Below are 21,869 nucleotides of genomic sequence, written 5' to 3' on the forward strand. Positions count from 1 at the left end.
TGCCAGTCATCATGATTACCGTGGTCATCGCCATGGTTGGACTTATGGTGATCTCTGGTGGATCCCCTAACCCCATGATGTTGGTTTTCCCGCTGATGATGGGAATGTCGCTTTTGATGATGATGTCGCCAACACAGGGGGAAGACGTCAACGAAATGCGTCGAGTCTACCTGCGACATTTGATCGCCTTACGCGATACTGCGTTGCAATATGGGGAGCAGCAGCGACAACATCAGTGCTATCGCAACCCGCCACCGCATCATCTCGTGCAATGGGTAGAAACCCTCCGGTTATGGGAACGCCAATCACAAGACTCCGACGCATTAGAAGTGCGTATTGGCGTGGGCCCCACCTTGCTATGCACACCTATTGAAATGAAAAATCCTGGAGCACCTGAGGACCTTGATCCGGTATGTGCCGTGAGTTTGAGATCCACGATTCGCGCGGTGCGAACTGTGCACGATGTGCCAATCAGTGTGCAGTTGCAAGCGTTTGCCTTTGTGATGGTGACAGGGGATCGTGCACACGACTTAGTGCGAGCAATTATCGCCCAGTTATGCTTTCACCACGGCCCTGAATGCGTGGGGATTACAGTTGCCACTACTGGTGCGGATCAGCCTGGATGGTGGAAGTGGCTACCACACACCAAAGATCCACAGTCGGCGCGATTCGAAGTGCTCATAGTGGATTTCACCGTGGCGCATCCTGAGCAACATGATGAGTTGATCACGCAGATTCTCCAGTCCAGCGCTACCACAGTGATTATTCTGGGCGAACCTGATTCGGATGCGCCCCAGCGCAGCGACTTTATGATCATCATGCGGGAGTCTGGTTTTCAACTAGATGCTGGTACTAATCTTGTAGCAGTAACGGAGTCGGGGCGGGAAATACTCGGCAAGTCAGATACGTTGAGTCAGGTGGCTGCGGAGCATTTTGCCCGAAGTCTTACTGGGAAAATTCGGCCGCAGCACCAAGTGGCTACCACCTCAGACTTGAGATTCTTGTTGGGACTGGGAATTCCTACCCCAGATACTGTCTCTGTGCGTTGGGAGGAACGCGGCGCGCAGCGACTAACAGTTCCATTAGGGCTAACCGATGCTGGTACTGCGATGATGCTTGACATCAAGGAATCCGCCCACGGTGGTGTGGGGCCACATGGGCTATGTGTAGGAGCGACAGGTAGCGGAAAATCTGAGCTACTCAGGACACTTGTGGTGGCGATGGCAGCAACGCATAGCCCACAAAGTGTGAATTTCGTGTTAGTGGATTTCAAAGGTGGGGCCACGTTTTTGGGTCTTGATGCACTTCCTCATACATCGGCGGTGATTACTAACCTCGAAGACGAGGCAGTGTTGGTGGAACGCATGCATGATGCGATTTCAGGAGAGATGAATAGGCGCCAAGAGTTGCTGCGACAAGCCGGTAATTTTATCAACGTGGGGGAGTTTAATCAGGCTAGTTCGCAGGGGCAGATAGGGCACGACCCGATTCCTGCGCTATTTATCGTCCTTGACGAGTTTTCCGAGTTGCTAGGTCAGCATCCAGATTTTGCGGATCTTTTTGTTGCCGTGGGCCGCCTAGGGCGATCACTGCATATTCACTTGTTGCTTGCTAGCCAGCGATTAGAAGAAGGCCGATTGCGCGGCCTCGATTCGCACTTAAGTTACCGGATCGGTTTGAAAACATTTTCTGCGGCAGAATCTCGGCAGGTGTTAGGAATTCCCGATGCCTACGAAATCCCTAATCAGCCAGGTACCGGATTTATCAAAACTGGAGCCGATACGATTGTGAAGTTTCGCGCGTCATATGTTTCTGGACCCATGAAACAAGCCCGCGGCATCAGCGCCACTGGGAGCGCTACAGTGCGACCTTGGAACGGGTGGGAAGACGAACACAGCGACACAGAATCTATCACCAACGATGCACCCTCGATGCCGTCACCCACGCTTGTCGACGCAGTGGTTACCGCCGCCCAACAGCGAGCAACAGAACTTGGACTCAACGCCCATAAAATCTGGCTTCCACCGCTTCCCAACACACTCGAAATATCTGAAGTACCAGCGGCAAAGCCGAGACAGTTAACTGCACATGTCGGCTTAATTGATCGCCCATACCGGCAACGCCAAGACCCATTAGCGATGAGCTTTGAAGGACATAATGGGCATGCAGCCATATGCGGTGGACCTCAAACAGGAAAAACAGCAGCATTGCGCACGATCGTTACTGCACTCGCTGCGGGAAACCACACCGATACCGTGAGGTTCTATATAGCTGATCTCTCAGGGCAAGGCCTAGCGCAACTTCAAGCATTGCCACACGTAGCAGGGATTGCATCGCGTCACGAATCCGAAAAACTTGGGCGCATGGTGGATGACATCTTGCACCTCATCGATCATCCCGAGCAACGCCACACGTTTTTCATCATCGATGGCTGGCACATTGTTGCACAAGAACACGAACACCTAGTGGAATCTTTTAATCGTATTGCTGCAGATGGATTAGCAGCCAACATCCATCTGATCATCACTACTCCACGGTGGACTACCCTGCGGCCAGCGATCAGGGACCTCATCACCCAACGCCTTGAACTTAAACTCGGTGAGGCCCTCGATTCCCTCATCGATAGAAAAGCCCAAAGCAAACTACCCACACGCCCAGGTGTTGGATTGACACCAACCAAAGAACACATGATGCTGGCACGCAGCAGCAACCAAGACATCGCACATGTGGCGCAACTATGCAGCAACCAACCACAGGTACCGCAGCTTAAACTCCTGCCGACCGCTGTGGAATTACACGAATTAGCGTCGTTAAGCGAAAAAGAATACACAACCGGAATACGACTAGGAATTCACGGACGCGATTTATCAACCTTTACATGGGATACAAAAACTAGTAACCACCTGCTTATTTTTGGATCACAAGGCTGCGGCAAAAGCACAACCGTGGCAACTATTTTGGCCGGTATCTGCGAACGTGGCCCCGAAGTAGCTCGATGCGTGGTCATTGACCATAGACGAGCACACTTAGGAACCATCGACCCCACCATGCTTGCCGCATACTCCGCGAGTACCACCGCTACCGAACAAACCTTGGCAAGCACCGTGATCACTCTTGAAAGCCGACTCCCAGGACCTGAAATCACACCCGAACAACTCAAACAACGCTCATGGTGGACTGGCCCAGACATCTTTCTTGTCATCGACGATGCAGACTTAGTCCCAGAGCCACTATGGCACCGATTAGTCGAACTCATCCCGCACTCAAGAGACATAGGTCTACATATCGTTGCCGCTCGAAAAATTGGTGGCAGCCAGCGGGCACTCTACCAGTCGTTTTACTCGGCAATTAAAGACCAATCACCCATAGTGCTCGTCATGGACGGCGAACGTGACGATGGACCACTATTCGGAATCCGGCCACAACGCCTCATACCAGGACGCGCCATCGCCGTGATACGTGGCAGCAACCAAGGACAATGCCATATTGCGCAAAACATCCCAGAAATAACCAGCTAAAGCATAAAAGCAGCTGTACTCATCAAACTAGAGGGCAACAGGGGAAAAAAGGGGGAAATAACGTGCCGTACCAACGAACACCAACAGACCTCACGCTGACAGTTTTAGATACCGCCACAATCTACGAAGGTCCCACAACAGTTTATCGCTATGACCTCCCAGGACACGGTATTACTGAAGGCTGGGCAACAGATGCAGTCGTCGATCAGATACGAGAACTACTGAACCCATCGTGGCCCAACTGTGTCATTGAAATCGACGCACAACCAAGCATCATCGAACTTCTGGAACAACCACTTAGTGATCACGGCGTTCGCATTCGCCGCAGGAAAGAACAACACAAAAAAGAAAACAACACCGCTGACCACACCGAGGACATCACCGAACCCATTAGTGCCTTACGCCGAGCATTAAACGCACAAGAACAAACGCGCCGGGGACGACATCAGAAAATATCGAGGCGCATTGAGCCGCTCTATATTGCGATGGCGTTGGTGATCTGCATAGTGGGGGCAGTGGCATGGTGGTCAACAGATGCGGCTTTGAACAGCGATGATACCAAGGTTGCGATAGGAGATTCGAAGGCGTCTGAACAGGCAGTAGCATCGGCGACGACCTCTGCGCCTATCCATCTTGCAGGTGACATGATCGCTGAACACGAACGAATCCGTGTGACATTGCCACGGGGATACGTACTGGCGTTAAAACCAAACGATCCCAGTACCGTGGTAGCTACAGGGCCAGACCCCGAGCTTAGAATTTTGCTTTCAGCTGAACCTATTGATGCCGCAGACCCACCGTTGATTCATCAAGAAATACGCAACACTATTGACCTTGATCCTGTGCTCTCTCTACGTGAAGACCGATTGGCTAAAAATGTTCCGGTGCTGGCGTATCAGGAAACCCCAGACGATGGTTCTACGATCGCATGGTGGGCGTGGGTAGAAAATAAGCACCTGTTTTCCGTGGGGTGTCATAGTAAGGCTGCGCAAAAAGTCGCGCATAAAGCAGCGTGCCGGAAGGCCGCTGAAACAGTGAATATTAAGCAGTGATCAGGGGGAGAAATGGGGGTAGTAGCACAGTGATGAGAAAAAGTTTTGGAAAACACGGAACCACCGAGGGTCGTCATTACGTCAAAACTTAGTGACGGGGCCAAAAGGTTTTGTCACTTCAATCGTTGGGGGATCCGACGATGCCGCTGGCGCTACAGCTGCATGCGGCATCACGATCGGACACACATTTTAGGGAGGGACACATGTCTCAAGGTTTTAAGACCGAAGCAGACGTCATGCGCAATACCGCTCACCGCGTTGACGACACAAACCAGGAAGTAAGCGCGGAACTATCTCGACTGCGCTCCATCGTGGACGGAGTTCGCGCGTCTTGGGAAGGTACCGCACAAGTAAGTTTTGACAACCTGATGCAGCGGTGGGATGCCTCCGCCAAGGGGCTTCAAGATGCCCTGCAGTCCATCTCGGACAACATTCGTGGCAACGCCACCTCGTTTGAAAACGTTGAAGCAGATAACCAATCCGCATTCTCTGCAGTAGGCGGCCAAGGGCTCGCGCTGTAAATAGCCGATCGAACACTCATTACATCCACTTCAAGGAGAACATCAATGGAAAAGATTAAATACGGCTTTGGTGAAATCGAAGCAGCCGCATCGGACATCCAATCCACGTCCGGTCGTATCAACTCCCTGCTAGAAGATCTCAAAGCACACATCCGCCCCATGGCAGCAGCATGGGAAGGCGAATCAGCGCAAGCCTATAACGAGGCACAACAACAGTGGGACAGCTCCGCTGCGGAACTCAACACCATCTTGTCTACGATTTCCAACACTGTTCGTCAAGGCAATGATCGCATGAGTGAGGTGAACCGTATGGCCGCTGCTTCGTGGAGCTAACTTCACGCATTTTGTGCGTAGACAACCAGGCAACCTCGTCGAAGTATTCACGGAACCGACAGAATATATAAGGCAGACACACCGACACGAGAAAATGCGGTGGGCACTTGCGTATCGACGGGGCACAGGTTGTAGACACCCATAGTGGGGGGAATCGCGCAATGAATTGATTGCGCCGATGCTCATTGCCCGCATCGTTATATTGGGCTTAACGGTGCGGGCATTTTTTTTGAAAAATTTTTAAAAGATTTTTGCACAACTACTTGTGAAAATGCAGGGTAGTGCCGTAAAGTTGGCGGTCTGTGTGCTTGAAGGCTTTCTTTGAAAAGCAGTCAGACATGATCGGGTCACCACCGGCCGCCGTTCATGCATCTTCTTCGGGTATCGCCTGGCTGGCAGTTCTAGACAGACTTAAAAGGAGTCATCAGTGTCTACTTACCACCCAAAGAGCGGTGACATCACCCGCAAGTGGTACGTCATCGACGCCACTGACGTGGTTCTGGGTCGTCTTGCTACCCACGCAGCTGACTTGTTGCGCGGCAAGGGCAAGCCTCAGTTTGCACCGAACGTTGACTGCGGCGATCACGTTATCGTGATCAATGCTGACAAGGTTCACGTTTCCTCCAACAAGCGCGAGCGTGAGATGCGCTACCGCCACTCTGGCTACCCAGGTGGTCTGAAGACCATGACCTTGGGTCGTTCCCTTGAGGTTCACCCAGAGCGCGTGGTTGAGGAGTCGATTCGTGGCATGATGCCACACAACCGTCTTTCCCGCGCTTCTGTGAAGAAGCTGCACGTGTTCGCAGGTTCTGAGCACCCATACGCTGCTCAGAAGCCAGAGACCTACGAGTTCAAGCAGGTGGCCCAGTGAGTGATCAGAACGTAACCGAGAACTTCGAAGCAGACGCAGCTGACATCGCTGCTGCAGCTGCAGCTACCGAAGAGTTCACCAACACCATTGGTGACGTCGTTGCATCTGAGGCTGAGGTTGAGACCGCAGCTCCAGTTCTGCACGAAGGTCCAATCCAGACCGTTGGTCGCCGTAAGCGCGCTATTGTGCGTGTTCGCATGGTTGAAGGCTCCGGCCAGTTCACCTGCAACGGCCGTACTCTTGAGGAGTACTTCCCTAACAAGCTGCACCAGCAGCTCATCAAGGCTCCTCTCGCCCTGATCGACCGCGATGGTCAGTTCGATATTCAGGCAACGCTGACCGGTGGTGGCCCAACCGGTCAGGCCGGCGCATTCCGCCTCGCTATCGCTCGTGCACTCAACGTGTACAACCCAGCAGATCGCGCAGCCCTGAAGAAGGCTGGCTTCCTGACCCGAGACGCTCGTGCAGTCGAGCGCAAGAAGGCAGGTCTGCACAAGGCACGTCGTGCACCTCAGTACTCCAAGCGTTAATTTATCGCTTTATGTACAGGCAAGCCGCTTCACCACAATGCTGGTGGGGCGGCTTTCGCCATGCAAGAACGTACAGGAGATGATCCAAGACAGTGCTGGGAAGCGTCGATAAGCATGCCTGCGCGGGGAGTATAAGGTTTAGAACTTCGGACATGCATAATGGAAGGCATGACTCGACTTTTTGGTACTGATGGTGTTCGTGGTTTGGCCAACCGGAAATTGACCGCGTTGCTCGCTCTGAAATTAGGTGCGGCAGCAGCGGAAGTGTTGACCAAAGATAACAGGAGCACGAGTCGTCGTCCGGTTGCCGTAGTGGGCCGCGACCCCCGCGTATCCGGCGAAATGCTGGCCGCCGCACTGTCCGCAGGCATGGCAAGCCGTGGCGTAGACGTTTTACGCGTTGGCGTGCTGCCCACACCTGCAGTGGCTTACCTGACAGATTTCTATGGTGCTGATATGGGCGTGGTGATCTCTGCGAGCCACAACCCCATGCCAGACAACGGGATCAAATTCTTTTCTAAAGGCGGTCACAAGCTACCCGACTCGGTCGAGGATGAGATCGAGAAGGTCATGGAAACCATTCCAGACGGTGGCCCCACCGGACATGGCATTGGCCGTGTAATCGAAGAGGCCGTCGATGCCCAAGAAACGTATCTCAAGCACCTCAAAGGTGCGGTACCGCGCAGCCTCGAGGGCATTACCGTAGTGGTGGACTGTGCTAATGGTGCAGCTAGTGAGGTTGCCCCGCTGGCCTATGCTGCCGCCGGCGCCAAGGTTATTCCAATCCACAACCACCCCAATGCGTACAACATCAACGATTCTTGCGGCTCAACGCATATCGACCAGGTACAAGTCGCCGTGCTCGAGCATGGTGCTGATCTGGGACTTGCTCATGATGGCGACGCGGATCGCTGCCTGGCGGTAGATGCTGAAGGCAACGTGGTTGATGGCGACCAAATCATGGCGATCTTGGCCCTTGCTATGAAAGAAAACGGTGAGCTGCACAAGTCCACGCTGGTAGCTACTGTGATGAGCAACCTTGGCCTGCGGTTGGCTATGAAAGAAGCCGGCATTGAATTGCGCACTACAAAAGTGGGTGACCGCTATGTTCTTGAAGAACTCAACGCTGGTGGCTTTAGCCTCGGTGGTGAGCAATCTGGTCACATTGTGCTGCCAGACCACGGTACGACCGGTGACGGCACGTTGACAGGTCTGTCTCTCATGTCGCGCATGGCAGAAACTGGTTTGTCGTTGAAGGTACTGGCCTCTGCGATGACTGTGTTGCCTCAGGTACTGATCAATGTTCCGGTTTCGGATAAATCCATCATCCAAACGCATCCTGATGTCGTTGCAGCGATGGAACGCGCTAGTGATGAGCTGGGGGAGGGCGGTCGTGTACTGCTGCGTCCATCCGGTACCGAAGAATTGTTCCGCGTGATGGTTGAGGCTCCAAGTAAAGAGACGGCTCGTGGGATCGCTGCAGATCTAGCGTCGGTGGTGGCTAAGATTTAATATCTCCCCCTAATAGGGGAGTATGGAACCGTAGACCTCCTTGATTACGTCCAAACATTGTGAAGGCACAATGTGATGTGACCGTATAACAAGGGGGTTTTCTCATGCACGGAATCACTATTGATTCTGGTCGTGCGCTAGACATGCTGGCGTCGATGATTGAAGAAGCAGAACAGCAATACCAAGCGCATATTCGCGAAACACCGCACTATGAGTCAGCATCAGCAGGGGAGGGGTTTGTTGCCTATGGAGAGTCGATCAATTCGCTGTTTCAATTGCTTCACCAGCGCAACGCTCAGCGTCTAGAGCTGATCAAGCTGGGGCTAGAAGATGCTCGCCAGCGGGTCTATGATCTTGCCAATACTGATACCGAGTTTGCAGCGCGACTGGGGGCCGTGGAATGACGCCCGATGTTGCAGGATATGGGCGGGCAGTATCGGATCTTCAGGCTGCCTCAGCCGGATTGTATTCCGGACCCGCAATTACCCAAGAAACGCTAGCAAAGGCGGCAGGAACGACGAAGGGGTTGCACACGGATGCCCTGCGTAACACGGCACAGGCCATGGTGGGCGGTAGCAGCACATCTTTTGTGACTGACAAGTTTTGGGGCTCGCTCATCAAGATTTTGGCCCAGATCGCCACGTCGTTTATCTCTAGTGGTTTGTTTTCACTTGCGCAGCGTTGGCTTAGGGGCAGTGACGATGCCGATAACATTCAGGTGCAATCTCATCAGGCATCCGATGCGATCGATTGCGTGGACCAAGAAGCTACCACCAACATCGCCACGGTGATTAGTCAGTTGACTGTGATGATCGGGCAGCTAGTAGCAACCTTGGCGGGCATTGACAAAAAGGAAAACCCAGAGGCCTTTGCGGAATGCGTTAGCGCTGGTGCGCGAGCCATTGATTCCGCAGGTAACACGATTAAACAAACATGCGAAAGCCGGGACAAGGCCATCGAACAGTGCTTTTCGACGCTCACTCACCGCACCGAGGAAAAGTGCAGCGTCCAAGACTCATCACCGCCACCAGCCTGTACCGGTGGCGCTTCTGGCGGGGCTCCTGCATCAGCACCTGCAGTCGGAGGCCTTAGTAGCACCACCGAAGAAGTCACCACAGAAGTTGCTACCGAGACTACGGCTGAAACCGTCGAGAAAACCTGCGAGAAGGTTAGCGAAAAAACTATCAGTGTGGACACCACCACGAGCGTGACTGAAACCTGCCTTGAGGAGGAAGAATCAGAAGGAGAGGTGGCCGATTGCGAGCCAGAAACAAAGTCGTGTGAACAGACATGTATAGCATCAGGTGTTATCGGTGCAGTAGGGCTAGGTATCGCAGTTCTTGGGATAGGGGCACTTATTCACTGCATAACAGAATCTATGGGCGCATTCGAGTGCGTGCCACCACCGCCAACCCCCGATGCACCTCCACCACCTGCTCCTGCGCCGCCGCCACCGGTAATCGACAATGTTCCGGAGCCACCGCCGCCGCCTAAGCAGATTCCAGGGATGATTCCAGCCGCTGCACCGGTTCCACCGCCTCCAGCGCCTAAGTCACCTGCTCCTGCACCGCTGTCATCGCATATCAATGTGAAGAAAGCGGGGTTATGGTAATGGCCTATTCCAGTGACAAAGCGCAGCAGCAGATCAACTCCTATGCGGAATTCGTGGAATCTTTTAGACAAACAACGGCAAAGCGGATGGCTGAGTTTGAACAAGAGCTTGCCGATGCACAGAAGAAAGCACACGAAGCCGCAAAGAAGAAACGCGAACTCCCCGCACGGGCATCCGTTGCGGCAGAGATAGGGGCGTCGATACGCCCGCGGAGCACTCGTGGAAAAGTACGGGGAGTCCTACGGAAAGTCTGACCTAAAGCGACGTAGCAGTTAGCTCTTGAACAGCGTGAGCTTGGAATCACCAGTCAAACTTGCGCGTTCTTGCAGCTCCTCGCCCCAATAAGAGTGCACCTTCTTGCCGGTAGCGTCGGCCTCGGAAAAACCGGAGTATTTCTTCTGGTCGGCAAGCTGGTGCAAAAGGAAACCAGTAACTACGCCGCGAATACGCTCACGGGCTGCAGTATTCGTGCCACCCAAGCCGGTGACACGCTTGAACAAAGTGTTTTCCGTGAGCGTCTGGTGTGACGCACGGTCGATTTCACGGTATGCAACAGAGCCCTTCCATTCGAGCGCCAGCTTTGCTGCGTTACCGAAATCAAACATCGCGTTTTCTTCCGTGCCTAACACTAAGCCTGCAGCTTCAACATTGCGGGCAGCAATGTCCGCAGAAGGCGACACCTGAGAAGGATAAATAGCAGCAACAGCCGCGATCTGGGGACGATCTGCTGCAGCCAACACCGCAGCGCCAGCACCCATGCCATGTCCCACAATGCCTAAACGACCTGGAGCGACAGAGATATTGCCAGCGCCAAGCTTCACACCGGTCAACACCTGCAAAGAAGTCTCAATGTCGGCGGCAAAGCCACGGTGATTTGGCAAAATGCCCTTTTCCGTGTTCGGTGCTGCCACGACGATTCCCCACGATGCTAAGTGGCGAAGCGTTGCGTGGTAGCGGGAAATGTCCTGCATCCAGTCGTGAGCGAACACGACAGCCGGAAGGCCATTGCCCTCTGCAGGGGTATAAATTTTTCCCGGTAATCCCACGTAGTCAAGATCGCCGACGAGCACGCGGTGTGGACCGCGCTTAGAAAGATTGGACAAGTGTTTAGTCAGATTTTCAGCCACGATAGTCAAGGATAGTGGAAACTACGGGGCTAAGTGGCCGAAGAATAAGGCTTGGGGCTGTGATAGTTAGCGAATTTTTGCCATGTGGCCGGTGTCGTTGTGAGGAAAACCGGAAAGAAAAGGGGGAGCCGCTGCAGCATGAAAAGACAGCAGTGGCATGATAGGACGTTATGAACCTGCTCGAAACTCGCATCTCGTGCGACGCCATTGCTGCGAACACGCGACGTTTAAAAGACATGGTTGCTCCCGCTCAGCTCATGTGTGTTGTAAAAGCTGACGGCTACAATCACGGTGCCCCAGAAGTTGCTACTGTGATGGCGCGTAACGGTGCCGACCAATTTGGTGTCGCAACGCTTGCGGAAGCACATCAGCTACGAGACGCGGGTATCACCCTCCCGATCCTGTGCTGGATCTGGTCACCCGAGCAGGACTTTTCCGCCGCCATTGACCGTGACATCGACTTAGCTGCCGTCAGCATGGATCACGTTCGTGCGCTGATCGCAGAGGCCACACGTCGTCCGGCAGATACCCAAGTACGGGTGACCGTGAAAATCGACACGGAACTCCACCGGTCTGGAATCGACGAAGCAAACTGGACAGAAGCCTTTGAGCTTCTGCACGAGTGCCCCCAGATCAACGTCACGGGCGTATTTAGCCACTTGGCATGCGCAGACGACTTGGAATCGGACTACACAGACCACCAAGCTGAAGTATTCCGCAGGGCGATTGCCACAGGTAGACAGGTAGGCCTTGAACTTCCTGTTAATCATCTCGCAGCATCGCCAGCAACACTGACCCGCCCAGACCTGCACTTTGATATGGTCCGGCCTGGGCTTGCCCTCTATGGTCACGAGCCGATAGCAGGACTCGACCACGGATTGCGAGAAGCCATGACATGGATTGGTTCAGTAACAGTGGTCAAACCCATCGCGGCAGGCCAAGGAACCAGCTACAACATGACATGGCATGCCCCCTCGGATGGCTACCTCTGCGTGGTGCCGGTGGGCTATGCGGACGGGTTGCCCCGCAACGTCCAAGGACATCTAGAAGTAACAATCGCTGGCAAGCGTTACCCACAAGTAGGGCGCGTGTGCATGGATCAGATCGTGGTATTCCTTGGCGATAATTCCCTCGGCGTTGCCCCTGGCGACGAGGCGATCATTTTTGGCCCACGTGAAACCCAAGCGATGACCGCTACGGAGCTGGCCGCCGCTACCGGAACCATCAACTATGAAATCTTGTGCCGTCCGGCCGAACGAAGCCATAGAACCTATAGTGATCTTGACGCCGTCGCGCCCACGCACCCTACTGAAAGCTGATACCCAATGGATACCACCTTTGCTCGTAGCGGAAACATACGACTCGAAACCGCCGCAGACACCCAAGCTTTCGCCGAAGACCTTGGCAGTCACCTCGAAGCAGGTGACGTGATTATTCTCGACGGCCCCCTCGGCGCAGGGAAAACTACCTTCACCCAAGGCCTAGCTCGCGGGCTCAACGTAAAAGGCCGCGTTACCTCACCGACTTTCGTGATCGCCCGCGAACACAAGTCGCTTAACGGCGGGCCGGCACTGGTTCACGTCGACGCCTACCGGCTTATCGACGATGCCGCCGGTGCCACCGATCCCATCGGTGCGCTCGATTCTCTTGACCTAGAAACTGAGCTAGAAGATGCCGTTGTGGTCGCCGAATGGGGTGGGGGACTCGTCGAGCAGATCACGGATAGTTACCTGCTCATCACCTTTGACCGGACCACAGCGCATATCGACGACCCCGATTCAGAGGCCAGAATTGTGACGTGGAAGGTTATTGAACCCTAAAAGAGATCTACGTCGGTAACATCCCACCGACGTGAAATCATCCAGCCGGCAGTTTCCGACAGTTTACTGAAAACATGTCAACATTCATGCCGTGAACTGCCGGTATCGCCTGTGACAGGGGCGTCGAAACGCCTCGGCGGGGCAGCCGAAAGAATTGATTTTCCTGCACTTTCTAAGCACAATCATGTGCCGATACGTGTCCCTCAATGCAACAGGGGCCGGACGTTTCCTCATCGTTCGTCTCACAGGAGAACTCCAATTCATATCCTCGAATTTCTCGCAGCTCAGCCCCTGCTGACGCTCGCGCTCATTCTGGCCGTCGGTCTGCTTATCGGCAAGATTCGATTCTTCGGAATCTCACTCGGCGCCGCCGCCGTCCTCTTCGTAGCCCTCGCGCTATCCACAGTGGACCCAGCCCTCCAGCTGCCACCACTGGTTTACCAACTAGGTCTTGCCATGTTCGTGTACGCCATTGGTCTATCCGCAGGCTCCGAATTCTTCGCCGAATTCCGCCACCGCGGCTGGAAACTCACCCTGTTCATGATCGGCCTGCTCATGCTCATGATGGCCGTTGCATACGGCATCATCAAGCTATTTGGCCTCGACGAAATCATCGGCGCTGGCATGTTCGCCGGTGCACTCTCATCGACCCCAGGTATGGCCGCCATGGTCGAAATGCTGGAAGGAATCGACGAGTCTGTCGCATCAGAACCAGTCGTGGGGTACTCGCTGGCATACCCAGGTGCTGTGATCGGATCGATTCTTGTTGCAGCCATTGGTGCGAAGTTGATGAAGGTCAACCATGCCGCCGACGCTGCCGAAGAAGGCTTGGTGTCGGATCCGCTGGAGTGGACTGGTGTGCGCATCGGCCCAGGGATCAACGGTACGATCGCTCAGTTGCCAACGCTTGCTGGTGAGGAAATCATTGCTACTCGCGTGGTGCACTCCAAGACTTTCCACTCTCTTGCTGCGCCGACTGATCGTCTGCACGAGGGCATGGTGCTGGTGATTCATGGCACCCCTGATGCGCTTGAGCGTGCTATCGCCAAGGTAGGTAAGCAGCAGGATGTGCCGATTGAAAATACCGATTTGGTGTACTCACGTTTCACGGTGTCGTCGAAAGCTGTCGTTGGTCGCAAGATTTCGGACCTCGACACGGTTCGTTCTGGCTTCATTATTTCGCGCCTGCGCCGTGGCGACGCCGACGTTGTGCCCGAGCCCGACGATGTTCTCCACTACTCTGACCGCGTGCGCGTCATCGCCCCCGCTAACCGCATGAGCGAAGTGCGTCGCTTCCTCGGTGACTCTGAGCGTTCGCTTGCCGACGTTGACCTCATGCCATTCGCCTTCGGCCTTGTCATCGGTCTAGCTATTGGTGTTATCCCGATCCCGCTGCCTGGCGGCAACACCTTGTCTTTGGGCTTCGGAGGCGGCCCCATTGTCGCAGGCCTGATCCTCGGCGCACTCAATCGTACCGGCCCGATCCACTGGCAGATGCCTTATCACGCCAGCCGTACGATCAGCACCTTCGGCCTCGCCATCTTTCTTGCCGGCGTGGGAACGTCTGCAGGTGTGGGCTTCCGCCAAGCGCTCACCGACCCTGCCTCGCTCACCGTCATCGCCGGCGGCTTCATCGTGACGATCTCCTCTGCACTCGTGTGTGCTTTGGTCTGCATGCCGCTATTCAAACTGAAGTGGGATGAAGCAATGGGCGTGGCAGCAGGATGTACCGCCAACCCCGCCATCATCTCCTACCTCAATGGGCAAACCGGCACTGAGCTGGCCACACGTGGGTACGCCACGGTGTACCCCACGGCCATGATCGGCAAGATCATCGCCAGCCAGATGCTACTTCTAGCGCTGATCGCCTGATCGGAATAAGCGCTCCTTTTTACGCAAGATCCCAGCTTGTCTCGCACCAACCATCGCGGGGGAAGCTGGGATTTTCTGTTCGTGCGTAGTACTGTGCTTAAAGCTCACTGAATCCCCAGAGGAATTCACACAAACGGAGGAAAACCCATGAACAAAACAGCCAAAGGCCTGCTCGCCGCGCTATTGATCGTCTTTATCGCTGCCGTGGGCGCAATGATTGCCTCCGCGCACGCAGCGGTGGGAACAACAAACACCGAAGGCAAACTCGAAACCGTGCTCTCCCGCATGAGTAACAACGGCCTGCGCATTACCGCACTCTCGCTTGCCGACGTCTACGGCCACGACTGGGTTGCCGCAGCCATGATCTGCCCAGGCGAAGACGAAAAATCCATTCAGGACAACTACGGTGTCGACCCAGGACAACTTCATCTCAAAGGCACCAAAGTGCCTGACGACGTCAACTACATCGTGATGGCTGACAAAGAAGGCGGCTTTACCTTCGAACAATTCGATCGTGCGGAAGTAGACGTGTGCTCCTCCCCTGTTCAAGGCGGTTTTGACACTCGCCAACTCGTGCCATTTATCAAGCAGGAAAACGGTGGCTGGGCCATCGCCTCATAAAACTTTTAGCGTCAAACCGGCACCGCGCACCAAGCACGCCTAGCACAAGCGACTACGCTTACTAGGCGTGCTTGTTCTTGCTATAGATACCTCCACCCCAGACCTTATTGTCGGTTTAGTACGGAAGGAATCGACGATTCCTTCCGTACTAGCCCAAAAAATCTACGAAGACTCCCGCCAACACAATGAGTTGCTCACGCCGACTGTTGTGGAATTGCTGGCGGAATCGGGACTCGAGTTCTCGGATATTGAGGCCATCGTTGTCGGCTGTGGACCAGGGCCATTCACGGGTCTTCGTGTGGGAATGGTGACTGCCGCTGCGATGGGCCATGCGCTTGGCGTCCCCGTGCATGGCGTGTCCACGCATGATGCCATTGCGATGCAGCTGACCGGATCGGTTCTAGTGGCCACGGATGCGCGTCGCAAAGAGGTGTACTGGACTGCTTACCGCGATGGGGTGCGCGTGGCTGGCCCTGATGTGATTTCTCCGAAGGAATTGTCGATTCTTTCCGGAACATCGGTGATTTCGGTGCCGAAGAAGCTGGAGGCGTCGTTGCCGGAGTCGGCTGCGGGGATTAAGACAGTGGATTTGCGGCCATTGCCGGAGTGCTTGGTTGCGGTGGCTGATTTTGATGTGGAACCTGGTCCGTTGGAGCCGTTGTATTTGCGACGTCCGGATGCGAAGGAGCCTGCGGCGAAGCCTAAGTCGCCCGCGATTCCGGATGTGGAGTTGTAGGTGGCTGTGGAGTTGCGGTTGTTGCGTCGTGAGGATGCGGCGCGGTGTGCGGAGCTGGAGCAGGTGTTGTTTTCGGAGGAGAATCCGTGGTCTGAGGCGGATTTTGTTGCGGAGATGGCGCAGCCTCATACGTTTTATGTGGGTGTGAACGTTGATGGTGAGGTTGTGGCCTATGGCGGGCTTGCGATGTTGGGGCCGGCGGAGGATCCGGAGTTTGAGGTCCATACGGTTGGTGTGGATCCGCGGTGGCAGCGTCGTGGGTTCGGCCGGTTGGTAATGGATAATTTTGTCCATATTGCAGATACTGCTGGTGGCCCGATTTTTTTGGAGGTTCGTACGACGAATGCGCCGGCGATTGCGTTGTATGAGTCGTTGGGTTTTGAGCACCAGGGTGTGCGGAAGAATTATTATCAGCCGTCGGGTGCGGATGCTTTTGTGATGGTTCGTCCTGCTGGTTATGGGGTTGAGTTGAGTGAAGGTGAGGATGCGTAAATGATTGTTCTCGGTATTGAGTCGTCGTGTGATGAGACGGGTGTGGGGATTATTGATTTGGCCGATGACGGCACGATGACGATTGTGGGGGATGCGGTGGCGTCGTCGATGGAGCAGCATGCGCGTTTTGGTGGTGTGGTTCCGGAGATTGCGTCGCGTGCTCATTTGGAGTCGATGATTCCGGTGATGAAGGAGGCATTGGCGCAGGCGGGGGTGGAGCGTCCTGATGCGGTGGCTGCGACGGTGGGCCCTGGGTTGGCTGGTGCGTTGTTGGTGGGGGCGTCGGCTGCTAAGGCGTATGCGGCTGCGTGGGGGGTTCCGTTTTATGGTGTGAATCATTTGGGTGGCCATGTGGCAGTGGCGAATTTGGAGGGGGAGGAGTTGCCGCATTCGATTGCGTTATTGGTGTCGGGTGGGCATACGCAGATTCTTGAGGTTCAGGCGGTAGGTAAGCCGATGCGGGAGCTGGGTTCGACGCTTGACGACGCCGCCGGCGAGGCTTATGACAAGGTGGCACGGCTGCTTGGGTTGGGCTATCCAGGCGGGCCGGTTGTGGATAAGCTTGCTGCTCGCGGTAATCGTAAGGCGATTCGTTTCCCGCGTGGCCTTTCGCGTGCCGACGACCTGCGTGGTGAGCACCGCTATGATTTTTCGTTTTCGGGTGTGAAAACGTCGGTGGCACGCTACGTGGAGTCTGCGGAGCGTGAGGGGCGTGTGATCTCTGTGGAGGATGTGTGTGCGTCGTTCCAGGAGGCTGTGGTGGATGTGCTGACGTCGAAAGCCATTATGGCCTGTAAAGATACGGGTGCTTCGGTGTTGTTGCTTGGCGGCGGTGTGGCGGCGAATTCGCGGTTGCGTGAGTTGGCAGCGGCGCGGTGTCAGAGCGCGGGCATTGAGTTGCGGGTGCCGAGCTTTAAGTTGTGCACGGATAATGGCGTGATGATTGCGGCGGTGGCATCGCAGCTGATTCATGAGGGTGCGCAACCTTCGGGCTTGTCGGTGGGAACGGATACTTCTTTGGAAGTGGAAATTCCGTTGGTGCATTCGCTGTAGGCGTACGGTGTTGAGAGCTGGCACTCTCAGGGGTAGAGTGCCAGTAGGTTGTAACTCACACAGTTGTTCACCCGCGACGACGGCTGTGCTGGATTTCCCACAACCGGCACAAAGAGAAACTTCATGTAACGGAGGTACATCGTGGCTAACGTCAATATCAAGCCTTTGGAGGACCGTGTCCTCGTCCAGATCAGCGAAGCTGAGACCACCACCGCTTCTGGTTTGGTGATTCCAGATTCCGCTAAGGAGAAGCCACAGGAAGGTGTCGTCGTCGCTGCAGGCCCAGGCCGCTTCGATGGCGATGATCGCGTTCCTATGGACATCAAGGAGGGCGACACCGTTGTGTTCTCCAAGTACGGCGGAACCGAGTTGAAGTACAACGGCGAAGAGTACTTGCTGCTCAACGCTCGCGACGTTCTCGCCATCATCGAGAAGTAAGGCAGCCCCCGTATGGCAAAGCTGATTGCATTTAATCAAGAAGCACGCGAAGGCATTCTCAAGGGTGTCGACGCACTGGCCAACGCAGTCAAGGTGACCTTGGGGCCTCGCGGCCGCAACGTTGTGTTGCAAAAAGCCTTTGGTAGCCCAACCGTGACTAACGACGGTGTGACCATTGCGCGCGAGATCGATCTCAGCGATCCTTTTGAAAACCTTGGCGCGCAGCTGGTGAAGTCCGTTGCCGTCAAGACCAACGACATCGCTGGCGACGGCACCACCACCGCAACCCTGCTCGCTCAGGCTGTTGTGACCGAGGGGCTGCGCAACGTTGCTGCAGGTGCTAACCCCATCGAGCTCAACCGCGGTATCGCCGCCGGTTCCGAGTTTGTGGTGGGCAAGCTGCGCGAACGTGCAACCGATGTTTCTTCGGCTGCAGACATCGCTAACGTTGCTACTGTTTCTTCGCGCGACCCAGAGGTCGGCGACATGGTGGCAGCAGCGATGGAAAAAGTGGGTAAAGACGGTGTGGTCACCGTGGAGGAGTCACAGTCCATCGAGTCATACCTCGACGTTACTGAGGGTGTCTCTTTTGACAAGGGCTTCTTGTCCCCATACTTCATCACTGACACTGATACCCAGCACGCAGTGCTCGAGCAGCCAGCTATTTTGCTGGTTCGCAACAAGATTTCCTCTCTGCCGGACTTCCTCCCTGTGTTGGAAAAGGCACTCGAGGCAAATAAACCAATCTTGATCATCGCTGAAGATGTCGAAGGTGAGCCGCTGCAGACGCTCGTCGTCAACTCGATCCGTAAGACCTTGCGTGCGGTTGCTGTGAAGGCTCCGTACTTTGGTGAGCGTCGTAAAGCGTTCATGGACGACCTCGCTGTGGTTACTGGTGCTACCGTCATCGACCCAGAGGTTGGCGTTAACCTCAACGAGGCCGGTGCAGAGGTATTCGGTACCGCTCGCCGCGTGACCGTGACCAAGGACGAGACAATCATCGTCGATGGTCTCGGTACCGCTGAGGCAGTGGAAAACCGCCGTGCACAGATCCGCCGTGAGATTGAAAACACCGATTCCGCATGGGATCGCGAAAAAGCCGAGGAGCGCCTAGCTAAGCTCTCCGGCGGTGTTGCCGTGATCAAGGTGGGCGCTGCAACAGAGACCGAGGTTTCCGAGCGTAAGCTGCGCGTCGAAGACGCCATCAACGCTGCTCGTGCCGCCGCACAAGAAGGCGTTATTGCCGGTGGCGGTTCCGCACTGGTGCAGATTTCCAAGGAACTGCACGAGTACGCCCAGGAGTTTGAGGGTGACGCAAAAATCGGCGTGATCGCTTTGGCTAACGCCTTGGCAAAGCCTGCGTACTGGATTGCAGATAACGCAGGTCTCGACGGTGCTGTAGTCGTGTCCAAGGTATCCGAACTTTCTAACGGTGAAGGCTTTAACGCTGCCACCTTGGAATACGGGAACTTGATCGAACAGGGCATTATTGATCCTGTGAAGGTCACACACTCGGCAGTGGTGAACGCCACCTCCGTAGCACGCATGGTTCTTACCACCGAGGCATCGGTAGTAGAAAAGCCAGCTGCGCCAGCTCCTGAGGCTGGGCATCACCACCATCACCACCACTAAAAACGGTGGAGTAGCAAGGGGTATGCACTTACATGCCGGTGCGTGAGAAACGCTTAAGTAGCGTCTTCTCCCACCGGCATGTGGTGTTTTTAAGGAAAACCAACACTTATCCAGTAGATTTTTAAAATGGTTATGTGCTCGATAGGCTTCGACCAAGAGTGCATATAAGTTCCTCCAAAAAGAAAGGCGCGAAGACCAGTGAACGAAGAGGTGAGGGAGCTAGAACGACTAGTTCCTGCTGCTGCAGCGGGCGATAAAATCGCCCTTCAGCGCATCATCTCTATAGTGTATCCGCAGGTGCTTCGCTATGCGCGCACCCGTCTGAGTGGCGGGCGTCATCCCACTCCAGAAGATGTAGCCCAAGAAATTTGTCTTGCTGTAGCTACGTCTATTGCCAAGTTTGTGGATCAGGGCAAACCCTTCATGGCATTCGTGTATGGCATTGCCTCAAACAAAGTAGCTGACGCACACCGCCTGTATTCTCGTGACCTTTCCAACCCTACAGACGAGGTGCCAGAAACGGAGATCGATAACGACACTCCGGAGTCGTTTGCCCTGCTAGCGGCGGGAAGTAACAGAGTGCAGCAACTTCTCGATCTACTAGGTGATAAGCCACGCGAAATCCTCACCTTGAGGGTCTTTGTAGGGTTATCGGCTGAGGAAACAGCCGAGATTGTAGGAAGTACGCCGGGCGCGGTGCGGGTCGCGCAGCATCGTGCGCTGGCAACGTTGCGTAAGGCTATAGAGCAGGAGACTGGGGCATGACCAAACACCGTTGGGATGGCGCCGATGGGCGCGCCTCTCAGCCGATTGATGAGCTGTGGAACGACGATGCTTTTCTTACCCAGCTTTCTCGGGGGATCGATCCTTCGCATGGCGAAGACCACTTGGCCCAGCTTTTCCTCGCCGAGCGCGAGCGTATCAATTCTGACATTCCTGCAGCCCCAACGCTTGCTTCCCTAGGGATTGAAACGGGAGTAACAAGCATCTCGAACGACTTTGATGATGCCCCCACGAACACATTCCCCGTCGTGGACGATAGCGTCGTAGTAGATGAACCGGAAGAAGCAACTGTTATTACGTTGCCGCGTCGTCGTTGGGGCAACTCCTTCGCTCATGGCCTTGTTGGTGCGGCAGCGGCTACCTTGCTGATCGCTGGTAGCGGATCGCTGATCTATAACGCGGATGAAGGCTCCTCGCTGTATCCGATTAGCCAGAAAATGTTTGGTAATTCGGCTACTTCTAAGGCCACAGTTGTAGAACTTGCCTCCAAACTGGAGCAAGCTCAGCAGCTTACTGATCGTGGTGATGGCCAAGGTGCTCGGTTAGCGTTGGAGCAAGCACATGATTTGTTGCAAAAGTTAGCGGAACCAGAACAATCGCAGGCTGCGAAGAAAATCAAGGATGCAGAAGCAACCTTGGCGCCAGCGCCACAAGCACCAGTAGCTCCTGAGTCATCGGCGGCACCATCGCCAACGGTAACCAAAACGGTTACCAGCACCGTGACCACCACTGTGGCACCGCCGTCGGAAACCCCATCGACGGGGGCATCGAAGAGTTCTACCGAACCAACGCCACAACCTACAACGGATGCACCCGTTTCCCCAGCGCCGCTAGCATCGCTATTCGGCGGCGACCTTGATTCACTGGAACCACTGCAGTAGGTAACAAAAGAGCTGGCAGGAAGACTATTTCTTTTCCTGCCAGCTCTTTTGTTGTACGGTGGCGCAGTCTTTAGAAGAAGCGCATACGAGGGGCCTCTAGGCCATCGAGGTAACCTAGGCAATAATCCCACGGAACATAAGCATGCGGGTTGGGGTTTACGCTGGGCTCGTGGACCGGTGCGAGTTCGCCTGCGAGCGTTGCGCGCATGTTAGCGGCCATGATGTCCCAGTCGTAGTAATGGTCTTCGTTACAGTCTTCGCACAGGAAGAAGATTCCATTAATGCCGCGAGGTTCAAGGGCTTCTTTAAAACGCTTGACCAGTTCGAGGTCTTCTCTGATGTGCTGACGTTCAGCCTCGGTGAGGGGAGGGGCTTGTTCGTCGTCTTCGATAAACGACGCCGGATCATTGGGATCGTCGGCGAAAGGATCGCGGGGCATTTGCCAATCAAAGTTCACCTATCCCA

General features: G+C 55.0%; 23 protein-coding genes. 21 read left to right on the top strand and 2 right to left on the bottom strand.

Annotated features, from left to right (window positions below):
• Positions 1 to 32: 32 nt before the first annotated feature.
• From eccCa to CIP100161_RS02845, 10 genes are all read left to right on the top strand, one after another.
• Positions 33 to 3,518: a type VII secretion protein EccCa gene (gene eccCa / locus CIP100161_RS02800; RefSeq protein ID WP_155874507.1), complete on the top strand. Its 3,486-nt coding sequence runs from the start codon at positions 33 to 35 to the stop codon at positions 3,516 to 3,518.
• A gap of 62 nt (positions 3,519 to 3,580) precedes the next feature.
• On the top strand, positions 3,581 to 4,570 hold the full coding sequence (locus tag CIP100161_RS02805; RefSeq protein WP_155871728.1) for a type VII secretion-associated protein: 990 nt from the start codon (positions 3,581 to 3,583) through the stop codon (positions 4,568 to 4,570).
• A gap of 203 nt (positions 4,571 to 4,773) precedes the next feature.
• Positions 4,774 to 5,091 carry a WXG100 family type VII secretion target gene (locus CIP100161_RS02810; RefSeq protein ID WP_010934381.1) on the top strand — a complete coding sequence of 106 codons (318 nt, stop codon included), beginning with the start codon at positions 4,774 to 4,776 and terminating at the stop codon, positions 5,089 to 5,091.
• A gap of 45 nt (positions 5,092 to 5,136) precedes the next feature.
• Complete coding sequence (locus tag CIP100161_RS02815; protein WP_004566873.1) at positions 5,137 to 5,424, top strand: WXG100 family type VII secretion target; 288 nt, start codon at positions 5,137 to 5,139, stop codon at positions 5,422 to 5,424.
• 427 nt (positions 5,425 to 5,851) lie between these two features.
• Entirely contained in the window at positions 5,852 to 6,295 is a 444-nt protein-coding gene (rplM, locus tag CIP100161_RS02820) for a 50S ribosomal protein L13 (protein ID WP_004566874.1), read from the top strand.
• Positions 6,292 to 6,825, top strand: a complete 534-nt coding sequence (gene rpsI / locus CIP100161_RS02825) for a 30S ribosomal protein S9 (protein WP_082258301.1) — start codon at positions 6,292 to 6,294, stop codon at positions 6,823 to 6,825. Before rplM ends, rpsI begins: the two co-directional genes overlap by 4 nt.
• Before the next feature lie 168 nt (positions 6,826 to 6,993).
• On the top strand, positions 6,994 to 8,337 hold the full coding sequence (gene glmM / locus CIP100161_RS02830) for a phosphoglucosamine mutase (protein WP_155871730.1): 1,344 nt from the start codon (positions 6,994 to 6,996) through the stop codon (positions 8,335 to 8,337).
• Between the two features lie 104 nt (positions 8,338 to 8,441).
• On the top strand, positions 8,442 to 8,741 hold the full coding sequence (locus tag CIP100161_RS02835; protein ID WP_155871732.1) for a hypothetical protein: 300 nt from the start codon (positions 8,442 to 8,444) through the stop codon (positions 8,739 to 8,741).
• The gene (locus CIP100161_RS02840) at positions 8,738 to 9,949 is read left to right on the top strand and encodes a hypothetical protein (protein ID WP_155871734.1); all 1,212 of its coding nucleotides are present in this window, start codon (positions 8,738 to 8,740) and stop codon (positions 9,947 to 9,949) included. Before CIP100161_RS02835 ends, CIP100161_RS02840 begins: the two co-directional genes overlap by 4 nt.
• Positions 9,949 to 10,203 (top strand): hypothetical protein, encoded by a 255-nt coding sequence (locus CIP100161_RS02845; protein ID WP_014302964.1) that lies wholly within the window; start codon positions 9,949 to 9,951, stop codon positions 10,201 to 10,203. Before CIP100161_RS02840 ends, CIP100161_RS02845 begins: the two co-directional genes overlap by 1 nt.
• An 18-nt stretch (positions 10,204 to 10,221) precedes the next feature.
• On the opposite strand, the gene CIP100161_RS02850 is transcribed toward CIP100161_RS02845, so the two are convergent.
• Positions 10,222 to 11,076, bottom strand: a complete 855-nt coding sequence (locus tag CIP100161_RS02850; protein ID WP_155871736.1) for a dienelactone hydrolase family protein — start codon at positions 11,074 to 11,076, stop codon at positions 10,222 to 10,224.
• Between the two features lie 170 nt (positions 11,077 to 11,246).
• Between CIP100161_RS02850 and alr the strand changes: the two genes are divergently transcribed.
• From alr to CIP100161_RS02905, 11 genes are all read left to right on the top strand, one after another.
• Complete coding sequence (alr, locus tag CIP100161_RS02855; RefSeq protein ID WP_155871738.1) at positions 11,247 to 12,395, top strand: alanine racemase; 1,149 nt, start codon at positions 11,247 to 11,249, stop codon at positions 12,393 to 12,395.
• Positions 12,396 to 12,401: 6 nt separating this feature from the next.
• The gene (gene tsaE, locus CIP100161_RS02860; protein ID WP_155871740.1) at positions 12,402 to 12,896 is read left to right on the top strand and encodes a tRNA (adenosine(37)-N6)-threonylcarbamoyltransferase complex ATPase subunit type 1 TsaE; all 495 of its coding nucleotides are present in this window, start codon (positions 12,402 to 12,404) and stop codon (positions 12,894 to 12,896) included.
• 264 nt (positions 12,897 to 13,160) lie between these two features.
• A complete protein-coding gene (locus CIP100161_RS02865; protein WP_166443183.1) occupies positions 13,161 to 14,768 on the top strand; it encodes an aspartate:alanine exchanger family transporter in 1,608 nt (535 codons plus the stop codon).
• Between the two features lie 147 nt (positions 14,769 to 14,915).
• Positions 14,916 to 15,389 (top strand): ACT domain-containing protein, encoded by a 474-nt coding sequence (locus CIP100161_RS02870; RefSeq protein WP_155871744.1) that lies wholly within the window; start codon positions 14,916 to 14,918, stop codon positions 15,387 to 15,389.
• A 67-nt stretch (positions 15,390 to 15,456) separates the two neighbouring features.
• Positions 15,457 to 16,125 (top strand): tRNA (adenosine(37)-N6)-threonylcarbamoyltransferase complex dimerization subunit type 1 TsaB, encoded by a 669-nt coding sequence (gene tsaB / locus CIP100161_RS02875; RefSeq protein ID WP_155871746.1) that lies wholly within the window; start codon positions 15,457 to 15,459, stop codon positions 16,123 to 16,125.
• Entirely contained in the window at positions 16,126 to 16,617 is a 492-nt protein-coding gene (rimI, locus tag CIP100161_RS02880) for a ribosomal protein S18-alanine N-acetyltransferase (RefSeq protein WP_155871748.1), read from the top strand. It begins immediately after the preceding gene.
• Positions 16,618 to 17,670: a tRNA (adenosine(37)-N6)-threonylcarbamoyltransferase complex transferase subunit TsaD gene (gene tsaD / locus CIP100161_RS02885; protein WP_121551884.1), complete on the top strand. Its 1,053-nt coding sequence runs from the start codon at positions 16,618 to 16,620 to the stop codon at positions 17,668 to 17,670.
• Between the two features lie 141 nt (positions 17,671 to 17,811).
• A complete protein-coding gene (gene groES / locus CIP100161_RS02890) occupies positions 17,812 to 18,108 on the top strand; it encodes a co-chaperone GroES (RefSeq protein WP_004566891.1) in 297 nt (98 codons plus the stop codon).
• A 12-nt stretch (positions 18,109 to 18,120) separates the two neighbouring features.
• Positions 18,121 to 19,740, top strand: coding sequence for a chaperonin GroEL (gene groL, locus CIP100161_RS02895; RefSeq protein WP_155871750.1), 1,620 nt, complete (start codon positions 18,121 to 18,123; stop codon positions 19,738 to 19,740).
• A gap of 210 nt (positions 19,741 to 19,950) precedes the next feature.
• Positions 19,951 to 20,505, top strand: a complete 555-nt coding sequence (locus CIP100161_RS02900; protein ID WP_155874508.1) for a sigma-70 family RNA polymerase sigma factor — start codon at positions 19,951 to 19,953, stop codon at positions 20,503 to 20,505.
• A complete protein-coding gene (locus tag CIP100161_RS02905; protein WP_155871752.1) occupies positions 20,502 to 21,404 on the top strand; it encodes a hypothetical protein in 903 nt (300 codons plus the stop codon). The genes CIP100161_RS02900 and CIP100161_RS02905 overlap by 4 nt, the downstream gene beginning before the upstream one ends.
• 70 nt (positions 21,405 to 21,474) lie before the next feature.
• On the opposite strand, the gene CIP100161_RS02910 is transcribed toward CIP100161_RS02905, so the two are convergent.
• Complete coding sequence (locus tag CIP100161_RS02910; protein ID WP_155871754.1) at positions 21,475 to 21,861, bottom strand: DUF5319 domain-containing protein; 387 nt, start codon at positions 21,859 to 21,861, stop codon at positions 21,475 to 21,477.
• Positions 21,862 to 21,869: the final 8 nt, after the last annotated feature.

Origin of the sequence: Corynebacterium rouxii (assembly GCF_902702935.1) — a bacterium.
Classification (GTDB): Bacteria; Actinomycetota; Actinomycetes; order Mycobacteriales; family Mycobacteriaceae; genus Corynebacterium; species Corynebacterium rouxii.

Coding starts and splice junctions, on each gene's coding strand:
- eccCa (WP_155874507.1), top strand. CDS start 33: ATGGTTGGACTTATGGTGATCTCTGGTGGATCCCCTAACCCCATGATG.
- CIP100161_RS02810 (WP_010934381.1), top strand. CDS start 4,774: ATGTCTCAAGGTTTTAAGACCGAAGCAGACGTCATGCGCAATACCGCT.
- CIP100161_RS02815 (WP_004566873.1), top strand. CDS start 5,137: ATGGAAAAGATTAAATACGGCTTTGGTGAAATCGAAGCAGCCGCATCG.
- glmM (WP_155871730.1), top strand. CDS start 6,994: ATGACTCGACTTTTTGGTACTGATGGTGTTCGTGGTTTGGCCAACCGG.
- CIP100161_RS02835 (WP_155871732.1), top strand. CDS start 8,442: ATGCACGGAATCACTATTGATTCTGGTCGTGCGCTAGACATGCTGGCG.
- CIP100161_RS02840 (WP_155871734.1), top strand. CDS start 8,738: ATGACGCCCGATGTTGCAGGATATGGGCGGGCAGTATCGGATCTTCAG.
- CIP100161_RS02845 (WP_014302964.1), top strand. CDS start 9,949: ATGGCCTATTCCAGTGACAAAGCGCAGCAGCAGATCAACTCCTATGCG.
- alr (WP_155871738.1), top strand. CDS start 11,247: ATGAACCTGCTCGAAACTCGCATCTCGTGCGACGCCATTGCTGCGAAC.
- tsaE (WP_155871740.1), top strand. CDS start 12,402: ATGGATACCACCTTTGCTCGTAGCGGAAACATACGACTCGAAACCGCC.
- CIP100161_RS02870 (WP_155871744.1), top strand. CDS start 14,916: ATGAACAAAACAGCCAAAGGCCTGCTCGCCGCGCTATTGATCGTCTTT.
- tsaD (WP_121551884.1), top strand. CDS start 16,618: ATGATTGTTCTCGGTATTGAGTCGTCGTGTGATGAGACGGGTGTGGGG.
- groL (WP_155871750.1), top strand. CDS start 18,121: ATGGCAAAGCTGATTGCATTTAATCAAGAAGCACGCGAAGGCATTCTC.
- CIP100161_RS02905 (WP_155871752.1), top strand. CDS start 20,502: ATGACCAAACACCGTTGGGATGGCGCCGATGGGCGCGCCTCTCAGCCG.